Consider the following 12,836-nt stretch of genomic DNA (forward strand, 5'->3'; position numbering starts at 1 on the left):
ATAATTTGCTGCGGCCCTCATAGCGGCAAGATAATCTTGGGCTTCGGGACTCCCGAAGGGCGCGCAGGCGAGTTCCCTGTCGGGAAGCTCGATCCGGTACTTGCTCACCGCCCTTGCCATGACCTCGAGGAAATCGGTGCAGACCTGATGACCGAATCCCCGTGAGCCCGTATGGATCATCACCGTGACCTGGTCTTTGAAGAGACCGAAGGCGTTTGCGGCCTTGTCATCGTATATCTCGTCCACATACTGGATCTCGAGGAAATGATTGCCAGAACCGAGGGTACCCTGTTGTGCCCTGCCCCTCTCATAGGCCTTCTGGCTTATGAGATCGGGATCTGCATCTTCGCTATACCCACCCGACTCTATTCTCTCAAGATCCTGCGCCTCTCCGAACCCCTGTTCGACTGCCCAGCGGGCGCCACGCAGAAGGAGCCGCTTTTCTGCCTCAGAAGTGAGACGAATCTTCCCCTTCGAACCGACTCCAGACGGTATTTCGCTATAGAGGACCCCGACGAGGTCCTTGAGCCCAGGAACTATCTCCTCTCTTCGGAGATTGGACCTGAGCAGCCTGACCCCTCAGTTTATGTCATAACCGACTCCGCCGGGAGAGATTATCCCTTCCTTGATGTCGAATGCAGCTACCCCCCCGATGGTGAAACCATACCCTGTGTGGATGTCCGGCATCCCCATGGATGCGCGCACAATTCCCGGGAGTGTGGCGACATTCGCCACCTGCTCTACAGATTGATCTTCCAGTCTCTTTTCGAGAATTTCATCCGCATAGATCACTCCCTTCACCCTCATCCCCGTTTTATAATCCTGCGGCACCTCGATCTTCGTGGCATCTATTCTCTTCAGTTTCTCCAGACCCACGGAATCACCTCCTTATCGGACTGCCGGGCCGCGCATCCGCAATCGACCCTGTTTGTCTATATGTCAAAGATAATCTGTGTTGCCCACCTGCCATCTTCTCTCCCTATGCTGACCTGGTGGTAAGTCGCGGCCTTAACGAGCAATCTCCTTTCATGCCTCGCACCGTCGAAGTCTTCACCGAATACCCTGGCAGTCATGCGATTATTATCCAACGCCATGATCTCTATTCGCTTCCCGATAAAGCCGTAGGCATCAAAGCGGAATATCAGATCGTTGAGCCAGGAAACAAGGAGGCCTTCCAGCGAGTGACTCTCGACCTCAACAAACGCATCCTTCTTCTCCAGAACACCATTGAGATCTGTCATGAGGCTATACATGCCGACTGCTGAATTGACGAAGGCGTCTTCGAGGGTCACACCATAGGCCTTTATCCCGGCATCACCGGAGATGTCTATGGTTTCAAAAAGTTTCACGCTTCACAGGATCAGTCTCAATCCTGCTGCATAGGTTCGATGGAGCTAAGGTCTTCAGACGCGCCTTGGTCTGCATGGCGCTACCAGATGAGCCTCGCCCTCCTGCTCGCCCAGCATGACACAGAGACGTGAACGGAGAACGAGGACGTGTGCCGATGATTAATACCTATCTTTACCCCTAATGCGGCCGTCCTCTTACCGGACCCCGCAGGGCCGTTCGCCAGTGCATTAATCTCCCCGAGAAGAGTCTTCTCGAGGTCGGCTATGGCCGGATATTCGCTGTAATCATGAACCTTTCTGAAAAACTGACGCTTCGCAAGCACAACAACCTGATCATCGGTGGCACCTATCCCGATGCCGATGATATAGGGAAGACACCCTGACCACCGTCTCTTTTCTACGGCATCGATCACACATCTCCTCACACCTTCCAAATTCATCCCGGCATTCAGGGATTGCTCCGGCAACCGGTAAGTCCTGCCTGCCTGCTCGCAGCCGGAATCTTTCAGTATAAGGTCTATTCTGAGCGTATCATCGGGAGTCTCTTCAAGGTATATCACGGGAAAACCGATGCCGGTATTATCACCCGTGTTCTCACCTGTGACTACGTCAATAGCGTTCGGTACTAAGGGGACCTTACTTGTTGCGATGACAGTCGCTTCCCGCACCGTATCGATGAGTTCCCTGTGGCTTAAGCCCTTCGGAGCCGCTATAGAAAATACCGGCACGCCGGTATCCTGGCAGACCGGCCTTGCCGATTGGCGTGCCACTTTGATATTCTCAAGAATTCTCGAGAGGCTCTCCTTCGCAGGCCCCGGTTCTTCTGTCTCGAAGGCCTTCCTTAGTGCCTCTTCGACATCAGGCGGGATCGAAGTCGCAACTTTCTTGTAAAGCTCTACAATGCCATCACGAAGTTTCAGCATGGGTAAGTCCTGTTTCTCATATCGGGATTCTCAGCAATCATGACCATGACATGAACCGTTGTAAAGATACCTTCTCAAGTACTCTAGGACGCGGCATATCATCTGTCGTTTCGTATAACAAAATTATATCACAAATGCCCGCATGCCTGAGGACTCCAAGGGAACCGGAGGACTTTTGCTATTTGGCCTCCCTTTATGTAGAATTAAGGAAACCCCTTCGAGGAGTCAGAAATGCTCATTGTAATGCATCACTCCGCCAGCGATAAGGACATCGAAAGAGTAAAAAAGACCATTGCCATGCTCGGTCTTAAACCCGTTGCGATTCCAGGTTCGGAAAGGACAGCCATAGGGGTCATCGGAAACCAGGGATGGGTCGATGACTCACCTTTCCGGGCGATCAAGGGTGTATTAGAAATAATCCATGTTACCAAGCCCTATAAACTGGTGAGCAGAGACTTCCATCCCTCCGATACGGTAGTAAAGCTCGGAGGGAATGTAAGAGTCGGCGGGAAGTCACCCTTTCTCCTCATCGCGGGACCCTGCGCGATCGAGGGCAAGGAACAGTTATTGAAGACCGCGCGGTTCCTGAAAAAGCTCGGTGTCCCCGTGCTGCGGGGAGGGGCATATAAACCGAGGACAAGTCCTCATAGTTTTCAGGGACTGAGAGAAGAGGGTCTTGATCTCCTCTCGGAGATCAGGAACGAAGTCGGCATCCTGGTAGTTACCGAGGTGATGAGCTCCGAGCAAGTCGGAATTGTCGCAGAAAAGTCTGACATACTTCAGGTCGGTGCCCGTAATATGCAGAATTTTGACCTTCTCAAAGAAATCGGCAAGACAAAGAAGCCCGTCATCCTGAAAAGAGGACTGTCGGCCACAGTCGAAGAATGGCTTTCCTCTGCGGAATACATTCTCCTCGGCGGCAATCCTGACGTCATCCTCTGTGAAAGAGGGATACGGACCTTTGAGACGGCTACCCGGAACACAGCGGATTTATCGGTCGTCCCGCTCGTGAAATCAGGCTCCCACCTGCCGATCATTTTTGACCCGAGCCATGCGACCGGAAAACGGGGGTTAGTCTCTCCTATGGCGCTGGCATCTGTTGTTGTGGGCGCACATGGTGCGATGATCGAGGTCCACCCTGATCCGGAGCATGCGCTTTCAGACGGGCCGCAATCGCTTCATTTCAAAGAATTTGAAAGACTCCACCATCAGATAACGTCGATGGAAGATTTCATGAGACTTTCGCTGAAGGCATGATGAGCCGCAGGTGCTTTTTCCTGACAGCGGAAACTACCACTTGAGTTGAGGCTTATTCCGCAACCAGCTCTCTCAGTGACCTGCAGAATCTGGCGGAGAGGCAGGGATTCGAACCCTGGGTGGGGTTGCCCCCACAACGATTTTCGAGACCGTCCCATTCAACCACTCTGGCACCTCTCCATCTCTCTCTAAAATAAATATGGCAGCCTTAACGGTATCGCGATATAGTTTAAACTAAACCGGCTAAAATAAGGAATAGAGACCGGAAACAGTTATCTCCGTTCTTGAAAAAAGCTTTTAAGCAGGGAAGCACATTCTTCTTCGAGGATGCCCGAGACAACATCGACCCGATGGTTCAGACGCTTATCATCAAGAAGAGTGTAAAGACTTTCGACAGCTCCTCCCTTTGAGTCACGACAGCCGTAGACGAGCTTTCCGAGTCGAGCATTGATCATCGCACCGGCGCACATGACGCACGGCTCTTTGGTCACATACAAGACAGCGCCGCTCAGCCGCCAGTTCTGAACTATCTTTGCCCCTTCCCGCAGGGCGATCACCTCCGCATGTGCAGTAGGATCCAGCAAAGATTCCCTTCTGTTATGGGCAACTGTGATAATGCCGCAATCCTTGCCGACCAGTACGGCTCCGACAGGCACTTCCCCATCGGAAAAGGCGAGGCCGGCTTCTTTCAGAGCCAGCCTCATGAAATCAATGTCTTTATCTTCGCAGCTCACGAACGCCCGCCCCCATGCCCGCCTATTTTAGTGCTATGAGTTGACGGTTTTTCATTCCGACTTGGGTAGTAAATCCATAAGGCTTGACATATTTCCCCACGTCCCCGCAATTCCTCGCCCCGAAGGTATGAAGGAAATCAAGAATTAAGTTTACCATAGCTTCTCGCATCAGGGGTACACGGCCCAATCCTCACAACTATTAGTATGCGTGACCACTAGGGAGACCAATTGTCGCTGCGCATGGTTCAAACACTTACCCGACTCTCAAAAATCCGTAATGCCCCGAGCGCAAAAAAAAGGCAGGTGGACTCCACCTGCCTTTCCCTTGAAGGGGGATTACATCAGGAACCCTTACCAGCCGCTTCCATGGCTGCCGAAATATTGATCGTATAGTTTGTGATACTCCTTTGCCACTGCTGCCAAGACAGTTTTCGGAAAATACGGTATATTCTCTTTGGTCGGGAACGCTGGTGAATCCTGGCTTATACCGCCGCCGTGGCACTGACCGCAGGCGAGGTCTATGTCGACCCAGACAGCGTTATTGTAAACCGCAGGCTCGAGCGTCCAGATGGACGTGTAATTTTCTGGTGCCGTTTTAGCCACGGCCATGACTGTCCATGTGTTGGTCGATGTCGTCGTCCATTTCCCGCCGCCGGCGTCACAAGCGGATACGGTCAAGGCCGTGGTTACCGAACACGTACCGGGCAGACAGGCCGTTCTGTTTGTTACTGCCGCTAATGCTTCGCCCTTTGCTGTAGCGCAGCTTCCGGCGCTCTCAAACTCTTCTGCAGACGGGAATGTGCTGTAATCCGGGTCGGAGTTTATTCTCCATATATGCATGTTTGTGTCCGCTGCACTCGGTTTCGGCATATGGCAGGTCGGACATGTCTGTGCGAAGAGGTTGTCGGGCAAACCAGTGTGGAAACCTAGGGTCTTGGCATATTTGCCGACATGGCATTCAACACATTCTCTGACCGCCCCGGTTTGACCGGCCGCCTCGATAGTACTCTTGTGGACATCGTGACATGCGGCACAACCAGCGCCGTCAAACAGAAAATAGCTGTCATAGTTTCCAAAGCGGGGTATCTCGTTCGGAGTTCCGTTAAACCTGGCATGAACGCTGTTCAAGAACTCTTTGCCTATGATATGCCCGTTGAACTCCTTACCAAATGTGGCTCCGTGGTTTGCCCCGACCTGAATCGCATTTGCGGCTTCGGTCTGACCGGAGAGCATGACGAGGTGGCACTGTGAGCAGAGGGCGGTGGCATCCGTCCCTTTAGGGACTGTAGCTGTATGCCTCGGCGCTTCATGATGCTCTGTGGCGTCGTGACATCTCTCACACTGAATGCCGTCTGCCACCCATGTGCCGGTTATACCACCTGTGACGCCCGGATAGGTTGCGGCAGGCTCGGGCCGGCCGCTATCTGCGTACCCTGTTGTGTGACAGCTCGCGCAGGAGTATGGAATGCCTAAATTCTGTATTACAGTCGTGCCGTCCCCGTTCTTATCAAACAAGGTATAGGGTTCTGGGGCCATCCAATCACCGAAAACATAGAAGAGGACTTTTGTGACACCATTGACAGTAATCGTTCCGTTCGTCCAATCAAAGGTATTTCCGGAAGCGTCTTTTTCATAAACCGCACCGTCAGCTCCCTTCCAGGGCATGCCGGGAATGACTTTCCTCAACATGTTCTTATGGCCGGTCTTAAGGTAACTCGTCTTATCGGGCACTGCCATTCCGCTGAATGGGTTTATCCCGCCGTTATGGCATTCGAGACAGGCTCCGCTGCCGGAAAAGGTAAACGCGGGCCACGTCCATCCGCCTGTTCCGTCATTCACCGCTCCGTCACCCCAGAATGCCTGGTCCCCAAATGTCCCTATCGGAGCCCCAGCTGAAACAAGCGGGATGATCAGGACAATCATGCCCGCTATGAACAACCATATCTTGCTTCGTTTCATACATACCTCCTTCAATATTAATTAGGATTATCCTTTACCTCAATCCAGCCCTAATCTTTTTTAAGGGACCGTCTTACCAATTGAATTTCTTCTGTCCGCTGCACCTCCTCATCACGCGCTGCTTGCGACCTTTCAGTAATACGCATTTCTAACCTATTGATTTAACTTTATACGCATAAGTTGTGCCAGTCTGTACCGGATAGGTAAAGCTGACGATATACATATAGATTCGTCCTATGAGGCCTTAGTCGTTGTCTAAGGATATGGGGGGGCGAGATGCAATAACTATGGGTAACTAAAGAGATAAACCCTAAAAAGCCATTATGAATTTTGGGGTTTTGCTTCTTGAAGTTGCGTAAATTGATGAAAGAATGACGTACGCGGGAACGCCAGTACGCAAAGAAATGCGAATGACATTCCCTTGGTTAAACTACCATAAATTGTCACAGGGGTTCCTTATTTTGTCATTCCATACCTGGGGAGATTCTCAGAAAACAAGTTTTCAAGCCACGGGAATTCATGAGTAAGCGCCTCGAAAAAAAGGCGGATGGATTCTGTTCCATCCGCCTTTTTGGGAAGCATTAAGGGTAATGTCCGCTTTGCATCCCTTAGGAAAAATAATGGCGCGCCCTGAGGGATTCGAACCCCCGACCTGCGGATTCGTAGTCCGACGCTCTATCCAGCTGAGCTAAGGGCGCTTCCTCCTTTATCCCTTCTTGATCCCCTCTTGCAGGCTAAGCCCGAATTTGGGATGTTCAAAGGGGTGGATATTCCGAAGCTCAGGTTTCCCATATAACCACCCCCACTTCTTTCCGGGCTGAGGAAATATCTGATTCCCTTTTTCAAAGACCTTGATCCCTACTGCAGGGTTATTCGGCGCATTTGACGATGATGTTATCTGATCTGGATACATCTTGAAATCGGGAAGAAATTCACCAACGGCCACTTTGAGATCAGAATTGGGTATTTTAAATTCGCTGTTGAGCTTCACGGTAAACTCCTGTGTCTTCTTTGTTGTCTTATCCTCCACAACGAGCTTAACCGCAGACCATTTGCCTTTAACACTTTCAGGGACTACGACCTTCATTTCGCCTTTCGGCATACCCATTCCTGCCGGCGGCATCTGTCCTGCCGGCGGCATCTGCCCTGTCGGCGGCATCTGTCCTGCCGGCGGCATCTGCCCTGTCGACGGCATCTGTCCCATCGGCGGCATCTGTCCCATAGGCGGCACCATCTGAGGGGCATGGGGAACAGGTTGCTCCTCTTTCTTTTTGCACGCGCCGAGACCGAGCGAGAATACCATGACGACTCCCAACCCAATTACCAAGAACCTTCTCATAGTGAGACCTCCTCAATATTTAAATGCAGCATGGGCACTCCTTTTTACTTTTGCGGTCTTGCGACTCGTGGCGGAGAGGCAGGGATTCGAACCCTGGGTGGGGTGTTACCCCCACAACCGCTTAGCAGGCGGCTGCCTTCGACCAGCTCGGCCACCTCTCCTCAAACGAGATATTGTACCAGCTTAAATCCCTCTTTGTAAATGTGTGCCGGAGTCCTTGCGGTCAGGCCGAGTGTCTGCTTTTGTAATCCTCTATAGCCTTCTTCAGGGCATCGGCTCCCAGATTAGAACAGTGCATCTTCTGAGGAGGAAGTCCGCCCAGTTCGTTCGCGACCGCCTCCTTAGAAATTGCCAGGGCCTCTTCAAGGGTCTTTCCCTTCACCATCTCCGTCACCATACTGCTCACGGCTATCGCAGCGCCGCAACCAAAAGTCTTGAACTTCGCATCAACGATCTTTCCTCCCTCGACCTTTATGGATATCTTCATCACGTCGCCGCATGTCGGATTGCCTTCGGTGCCGACACCGTCAGCATCCGCTATTTCGCCTACGTTCCGCGGGTTTGTGAAGTGATCCATGACTTTCTCGCTGTACATACCTTTCCTCCTCTCACTGAGCCTTCATCAATCTATTGAGTTTCCGCAGGCGTCGTATAACACCTGTCGCCTTCCCCTTGTTCGCCCCAGCCTTTCGCAAAGGGGGATATCTCACGCAACCGCTTCACTACCGGCGGGAATTCCGTCAGAAAATAATCGATGTCTTCCTTCGAAGTATCCGTGCCGAGAGTGAAAACGATCGAACCCTGCGCGAGGCTTGAAGGTATCCCCATAGAAAGGAGAACAGGAGAAGCCTTTAGCCCCTTTGATGAACAGGCAGAACCGCTCGCCGCATAGATACCCTTGGCAGCCAGGAGGAGCAGCATCGCTTCTCCCTCGATATACTCAACGGTGAAACTCGCGTGAGCCGGGAGTCTGTTTGTCAGGTGTCCTGTGAGATACACATTATCGACTGCGAGGGCACCGGTGATGAGCCGGTCCCTCAGTTCCTTTGCTTGGGCCATCCGCTCCCCCATTTCTGCTTTCGCCAGTTCAGCTGCCTTCCCCATGCCGACAATGGCGGGAACATTTTCTGTGCCTGCCCTTCTCCCCCCCTCTTGTATGCCGCCGTAGATCAAGGGGATGATCCTGAGACCTTCTCGCACGTAGAGGGCAGCGGCACCCTTCGGTCCGTAAAACTGGTGCGCTGCCATGCTCAGAAGATCTACTCCTAGTGCTTTGGCATCGATGGGTATATTTCCTGCGGATGCGACAGCGTCTGTATGCACAATGACCCCTTGTCCTTTCGCTATTTTCGCGATCTCCTGAAGCGGTTCTATGGTGCCGGCCTCGCTGCTCGCATGGATCACCGAAATCAGCACGGTCTCCTTTGTTATCGCCTTCTTCACCGCTTCAGGATCAACGACACCGTCTTTGTCGGGAGCAAGGTAGGTAACCACAAATCCCATCTTCTCAAGGAATCGGGCAGAGTTCAGGATAGAATGATGCTCCATGCGCGACACGATGACGTGTTTGCCCTCGTGCTGACGGGCCAGTGCTATACCCCGCAAGGCAAAATTGTTTGACTCTGCTCCGCTGGCGGTAAATACAATCTCTGACGGCTTACAGCTTATGAGAGATGCCACCTGACTCCTGGCATGTTCCACCGCACTCCGAGCCTTCATGCCCGACTCATAAACACTGAGAGGATTGCCGTATTCTTCTTTCAGATAGGGGAGCATTGCCTCAAGGACGAGAGGGTGAAGGGGATTTGTCGCCACATGGTCGAAGTAACACTTTCTCATAATTACCTCACTTTCTTGATATAGAACTTATAGTAATCTTCCGTCTCCTCGATGCCGAGGAATTCGTTCCCCGTCTTTTCGCACCAATCGGGAATATCCTCGAGGGCCCCGTCATAATCCGTGAGAATCTCAAGGATCTGCCCCTTGTCCAGCGCCTTTATCTGCTCATTCAGCTTAAGCAAATGCATGGGACACATCATATAGACAATGTCTGCGGTTACATCCGGTTTTATATTCTCGACGAACTTAAGAGCCACGATACCCTATTCCTTAATGGTATGAACGATGTGGGAGGATTTCAGAAGGGGGCCTCTTTCGAGGAGGTCTCTCAGGGTAATTGTCTCGAGAAATTCCTCAATCGTGGCGCCAAGCGACTTCCAAAGCAGGTGGGTAACGCAGCCTTCAATTCTAGAACAGCCCTCATCCGGGTTGAGACAGGACGTTATCGCGACCGGTCCCTCAAGCTCCTTCAGTATCGCAGCTATGCTTATGGCAGCGGGATTTCTCGCGAGGAGGTAACCGCCGCCCGGCCCCCTCACGCTCTTGACGAGACCGGCTCTTCTCAGCTTGTTCAGGATCTGCTCGAGATACGGCACCGACACATCCTGCCTTTCCGATATCTCCCTGATCGTAATCGGATTGTCAGGGTAGCCGCTCGCTATCTCGAACATAGCCCTCACCCCGTACTGTCCCCTTGTCGAAAGACGTAACATGTGTTAACTATAGAATACCTTACTAACTTTGTCAAGTATTAGCCGAGGCGACCAATGAACGTCTGAACGGGAAAGCGGGCAGCGAAAGGAATCCGAATCTAGAGCTCAAGCACCATGATTACTCCATCCTCATGCGGTGCCACATAATACTTCTTCCGCACGCCGATAACCCTGAAGCCGAGACCCTCGTAGAATCCCTTGGCGATGCTATTCGAGGCCCTCACGTCGAGATACAGGAACCGGCACGCCTTCTTCCTGAGTTCGGAGACGACATCCCCAACAAGCGTGTTGGCGATGCCGATTCCCCTATGATTGGGATCGGTGGCGAGATTGAGGATATGGCCTTCGTCGAGTATTTGCTCAGCGCATATATAACCGACCACCGCCTCATGCAATTCCGCAACCTTCGCGATGGAACGTGACTTATGAATCTCATTGAGAAAGGACGTCTCCGACCAGGGGGTCGAGAAAGAGCTCCGCTCAATCCTGATTACCTCGGGGATATCCTCTTCACGCATCTCCCTTACGCGGATCTGCCTCATGAATTCGGTTGAATCTTCATTTCCGCCTCGGACTTCCGCACATAGAGGGGGACAAGGCTTACGGGGTCCGAAAAATCATGGCGCTCCGCCTTCCGCAGTCCGAGATACGCCACATGGGAAGGAGAAGGCGCCATCATCTGAGGAGCGGGGAATAACGCATTCTCTCCGGCAGCCTGCACGAGATTATCTCTGTAAATTGCAGCGCCCTCACCGGCAAATATAACAGGCTCCTTCAGTGTCTCGGCAAGCTCGGAAGGTTTAATAGATCTTTCCTCCATGATTCTCTCGAAACCGCTATCCTTCCATCGAAAAAGAGCGGCGTAGACTTCCTTTTTTCTGGCGTCGAGCATAATGCAGACGGGAAACCGGCTGAAGGGGAAATTCCAGACAAAGGCCTCGAGGGTGGGAACAGAAACCACGGGTTTGCCGGTCGCGTAAGAAAAACCCTTTATGGTGCTCAACCCGATTCTCAGTCCCGTAAAGGAACCGGGTCCTATGGAGACTCCGAATACATCGATATCCCCTATCCTCATGCCTGCCTGTTTCAAGGCCAGGCTTATTCCCGTCATGAGCCGTTCAGAATAGGTCGTTCTTATGTTTAGCCTCATCTCGGTGATCAGGCCGTCGGAGTCGTCCATGATCGCCACGCCGCCAAGCATTGTCGATGTCTCGATAGCGAGTATCCTCATGCTGAAAAGCCTAATACATTGGAACATGTTTTTCAAGGCTCAAGGGTCAACTCTCATGAGGATTTACCTCATGCGTTGCGGCACGACGCCGACAGGGGTTTGAAAACCTGCTCTTGGTTGACAGAATGAATCGTAATAACCTATACTGTTAGTTGAGACTCAGTCTCAATAAAACTATGGACAGGCAACAGCAGAAAGAGAGACATTACAAGACGATCGCACTTCTCGGCAATCCGAACGTCGGCAAGAGCGTAATCTTCGGACTTCTGACGGGGAAATACGTGACCGTCTCCAATTACCCCGGCACAACAGTTGAGGTCTCGCACGGGAACGTTGTCCTCGATGGCAGGAAATATCTTCTCGTCGACTCCCCCGGAGTCAACAGCCTCATGCCGATGAGTGAAGATGAAAAGGTCACGAGGGATATACTCCTGAAGGAATACCCTTCGGTTCTTGTGCAGGTTGCTGATTCGAAGAACTTAAGGAGAACCCTCCTTTTGACACTCCAGATTGCCGAGACCGGCCTCCCGATGATTTTAGACCTCAACATGGAGGATGAAGCGCGAGACAGGGGCATCCTCCTTGATATTGAAAGGCTCAGGGAGATGTTGGGCATAGAAATCGTCACAACGATTGCACCCCAGCGAAAAGGGATCAAGGAGTTGAGGCGCTCCATGATGGAATCTTCAACGCCATCGGTAAGGGTGACCTATCCCCCACTCGTCGAGGAATATGTTGAGAAGATTTCTGCCCTCTTGCCGGACGCACACATAGCGAAACGGGCTCTCGCCCTTATGATACTCTCCGGTGACGAGAGCCTCAGGGAATGGCTCGTAGGTGGTCTGCCGCCTGAAATGATAAAAGAGATAGAGAGACTTCGGGACGAGTGCCAGTCGAAGACCGGTGAGGCCATAAGCACCGTCATCAATCAGAAGAGGCTCGAACTCGCAGGAGAGATCGCGAATCAGGTGATAGAAAAGACTGCTCCGGAAGGCGGAAGGGTCTCCGCTTTTATCGGAAGGATCAGCATGCATCCTTTTTGGGGCATCCCGCTTTTGCTTCTCGTCCTCTTCTGCCTCTACGAATTCGTCGGGGTATTCGGTGCGGGGACCCTCGTGAACTTCTTTGAGAAAACTATTTTCGGCAATTACATCAATCCCATGGCCACAAAAGTGGTAACCATGTTAGTACCGTATGGCCTCATTCGCGAGATGCTCGTAGGCGAGTACGGCCTCATCACCGTGGCGATGACTTACGCCATAGCGATCATTCTTCCCATAACCATAACCTTTTTCATCGCCTTCGCGATACTGGAGGACAGCGGCTATCTCCCTCGACTCGCGATCATGAGCAATAGGGTATTCAACATGATGGGTCTGAACGGCAAGGCGGTACTCCCGATGATATTGGGTCTTGGCTGCGGAACCATGGCGGTCATGACGGCGAGGATACTCGAAACGAGGAGGGATCGGATAATCATAACCTTTCTCCT

At 52.1% G+C, this 12,836-nt stretch carries 13 protein-coding genes, 3 tRNA genes and 1 pseudogene; 2 read left to right on the forward strand and 15 right to left on the reverse strand.

Annotated features, from left to right (window positions below):
- The 3 genes and pseudogenes from VEI96_02955 to VEI96_02965 form a co-directional block, all read right to left on the reverse strand.
- Nucleotides 1-807: pseudogene (locus VEI96_02955) on the reverse strand (RtcB family protein).
- A gap of 125 nt (nucleotides 808-932) precedes the next feature.
- The gene (locus VEI96_02960; GenBank protein HXX56943.1) at nucleotides 933-1,349 is read right to left on the reverse strand and encodes an archease; all 417 of its coding nucleotides are present in this window, start codon (nucleotides 1,347-1,349) and stop codon (nucleotides 933-935) included.
- Between the two features lie 80 nt (nucleotides 1,350-1,429).
- Entirely contained in the window at nucleotides 1,430-2,272 is an 843-nt protein-coding gene (locus tag VEI96_02965; protein HXX56944.1) for a fumarate hydratase, read from the reverse strand.
- A 231-nt stretch (nucleotides 2,273-2,503) separates the two neighbouring features.
- Here VEI96_02965 and aroF point away from each other — a divergent pair, with 231 nt between their 5' ends.
- Nucleotides 2,504-3,529 (forward strand): 3-deoxy-7-phosphoheptulonate synthase, encoded by a 1,026-nt coding sequence (gene aroF / locus VEI96_02970; GenBank protein HXX56945.1) that lies wholly within the window; start codon nucleotides 2,504-2,506, stop codon nucleotides 3,527-3,529.
- Nucleotides 3,530-3,619: 90 nt separating this feature from the next.
- On the opposite strand, the gene VEI96_02975 is transcribed toward aroF, so the two are convergent.
- The 12 genes from VEI96_02975 to tsaB form a co-directional block, all read right to left on the reverse strand.
- Nucleotides 3,620-3,709, reverse strand: a tRNA-Ser gene (locus VEI96_02975).
- A 92-nt stretch (nucleotides 3,710-3,801) separates the two neighbouring features.
- Nucleotides 3,802-4,263 carry a tRNA adenosine(34) deaminase TadA gene (gene tadA / locus VEI96_02980; GenBank protein ID HXX56946.1) on the reverse strand — a complete coding sequence of 154 codons (462 nt, stop codon included), beginning with the start codon at nucleotides 4,261-4,263 and terminating at the stop codon, nucleotides 3,802-3,804.
- A 351-nt stretch (nucleotides 4,264-4,614) separates the two neighbouring features.
- The gene (locus tag VEI96_02985; GenBank protein HXX56947.1) at nucleotides 4,615-6,222 is read right to left on the reverse strand and encodes a hypothetical protein; all 1,608 of its coding nucleotides are present in this window, start codon (nucleotides 6,220-6,222) and stop codon (nucleotides 4,615-4,617) included.
- 621 nt (nucleotides 6,223-6,843) lie between these two features.
- A tRNA-Arg gene (locus tag VEI96_02990) sits at nucleotides 6,844-6,920 on the reverse strand.
- Between the two features lie 8 nt (nucleotides 6,921-6,928).
- Nucleotides 6,929-7,561 carry a hypothetical protein gene (locus VEI96_02995; protein HXX56948.1) on the reverse strand — a complete coding sequence of 211 codons (633 nt, stop codon included), beginning with the start codon at nucleotides 7,559-7,561 and terminating at the stop codon, nucleotides 6,929-6,931.
- Between the two features lie 68 nt (nucleotides 7,562-7,629).
- Nucleotides 7,630-7,722, reverse strand: a tRNA-Ser gene (locus VEI96_03000).
- Nucleotides 7,723-7,784: 62 nt separating this feature from the next.
- Complete coding sequence (gene nifU, locus VEI96_03005) at nucleotides 7,785-8,156, reverse strand: Fe-S cluster assembly scaffold protein NifU (GenBank protein ID HXX56949.1); 372 nt, start codon at nucleotides 8,154-8,156, stop codon at nucleotides 7,785-7,787.
- A 32-nt stretch (nucleotides 8,157-8,188) separates the two neighbouring features.
- Nucleotides 8,189-9,400 (reverse strand): cysteine desulfurase family protein, encoded by a 1,212-nt coding sequence (locus VEI96_03010; GenBank protein ID HXX56950.1) that lies wholly within the window; start codon nucleotides 9,398-9,400, stop codon nucleotides 8,189-8,191.
- A gap of 2 nt (nucleotides 9,401-9,402) precedes the next feature.
- The gene (locus VEI96_03015; GenBank protein HXX56951.1) at nucleotides 9,403-9,600 is read right to left on the reverse strand and encodes a sulfurtransferase TusA family protein; all 198 of its coding nucleotides are present in this window, start codon (nucleotides 9,598-9,600) and stop codon (nucleotides 9,403-9,405) included.
- A gap of 63 nt (nucleotides 9,601-9,663) precedes the next feature.
- Nucleotides 9,664-10,113 carry an Rrf2 family transcriptional regulator gene (locus VEI96_03020; GenBank protein HXX56952.1) on the reverse strand — a complete coding sequence of 150 codons (450 nt, stop codon included), beginning with the start codon at nucleotides 10,111-10,113 and terminating at the stop codon, nucleotides 9,664-9,666.
- Nucleotides 10,114-10,211: 98 nt separating this feature from the next.
- Complete coding sequence (gene rimI, locus VEI96_03025) at nucleotides 10,212-10,655, reverse strand: ribosomal protein S18-alanine N-acetyltransferase (GenBank protein HXX56953.1); 444 nt, start codon at nucleotides 10,653-10,655, stop codon at nucleotides 10,212-10,214.
- Nucleotides 10,652-11,344 (reverse strand): tRNA (adenosine(37)-N6)-threonylcarbamoyltransferase complex dimerization subunit type 1 TsaB, encoded by a 693-nt coding sequence (gene tsaB, locus VEI96_03030; GenBank protein ID HXX56954.1) that lies wholly within the window; start codon nucleotides 11,342-11,344, stop codon nucleotides 10,652-10,654. Before tsaB ends, rimI begins: the two co-directional genes overlap by 4 nt.
- A 176-nt stretch (nucleotides 11,345-11,520) precedes the next feature.
- Here tsaB and VEI96_03035 point away from each other — a divergent pair.
- Nucleotides 11,521-12,836, forward strand: a 1,316-nt coding sequence (locus tag VEI96_03035) for a ferrous iron transporter B (protein ID HXX56955.1), incomplete at its 3' end; no start/stop codon positions are given.

This window comes from Thermodesulfovibrionales bacterium, from assembly GCA_035622735.1.
Classification (GTDB): Bacteria; Nitrospirota; Thermodesulfovibrionia; order Thermodesulfovibrionales; family UBA9159; genus DASPUT01.

What these genes read in the sequence shown, in the direction of transcription:
- VEI96_02965 (HXX56944.1), bottom strand. Translation starts at nt 2,272, where the DNA reads ATGCTGAAACTTCGTGATGGCATTGTAGAGCTTTACAAGAAAGTTGCG.
- aroF (HXX56945.1), top strand. Translation starts at nt 2,504, where the DNA reads ATGCTCATTGTAATGCATCACTCCGCCAGCGATAAGGACATCGAAAGA.
- VEI96_02985 (HXX56947.1), bottom strand. Translation starts at nt 6,222, where the DNA reads ATGAAACGAAGCAAGATATGGTTGTTCATAGCGGGCATGATTGTCCTG.
- VEI96_02995 (HXX56948.1), bottom strand. Translation starts at nt 7,561, where the DNA reads ATGAGAAGGTTCTTGGTAATTGGGTTGGGAGTCGTCATGGTATTCTCG.
- nifU (HXX56949.1), bottom strand. Translation starts at nt 8,156, where the DNA reads ATGTACAGCGAGAAAGTCATGGATCACTTCACAAACCCGCGGAACGTA.
- VEI96_03010 (HXX56950.1), bottom strand. Translation starts at nt 9,400, where the DNA reads ATGAGAAAGTGTTACTTCGACCATGTGGCGACAAATCCCCTTCACCCT.
- VEI96_03015 (HXX56951.1), bottom strand. Translation starts at nt 9,600, where the DNA reads ATGATGTGTCCCATGCATTTGCTTAAGCTGAATGAGCAGATAAAGGCG.
- VEI96_03020 (HXX56952.1), bottom strand. Translation starts at nt 10,113, where the DNA reads ATGTTACGTCTTTCGACAAGGGGACAGTACGGGGTGAGGGCTATGTTC.
- rimI (HXX56953.1), bottom strand. Translation starts at nt 10,655, where the DNA reads ATGAGGCAGATCCGCGTAAGGGAGATGCGTGAAGAGGATATCCCCGAG.
- tsaB (HXX56954.1), bottom strand. Translation starts at nt 11,344, where the DNA reads ATGAGGATACTCGCTATCGAGACATCGACAATGCTTGGCGGCGTGGCG.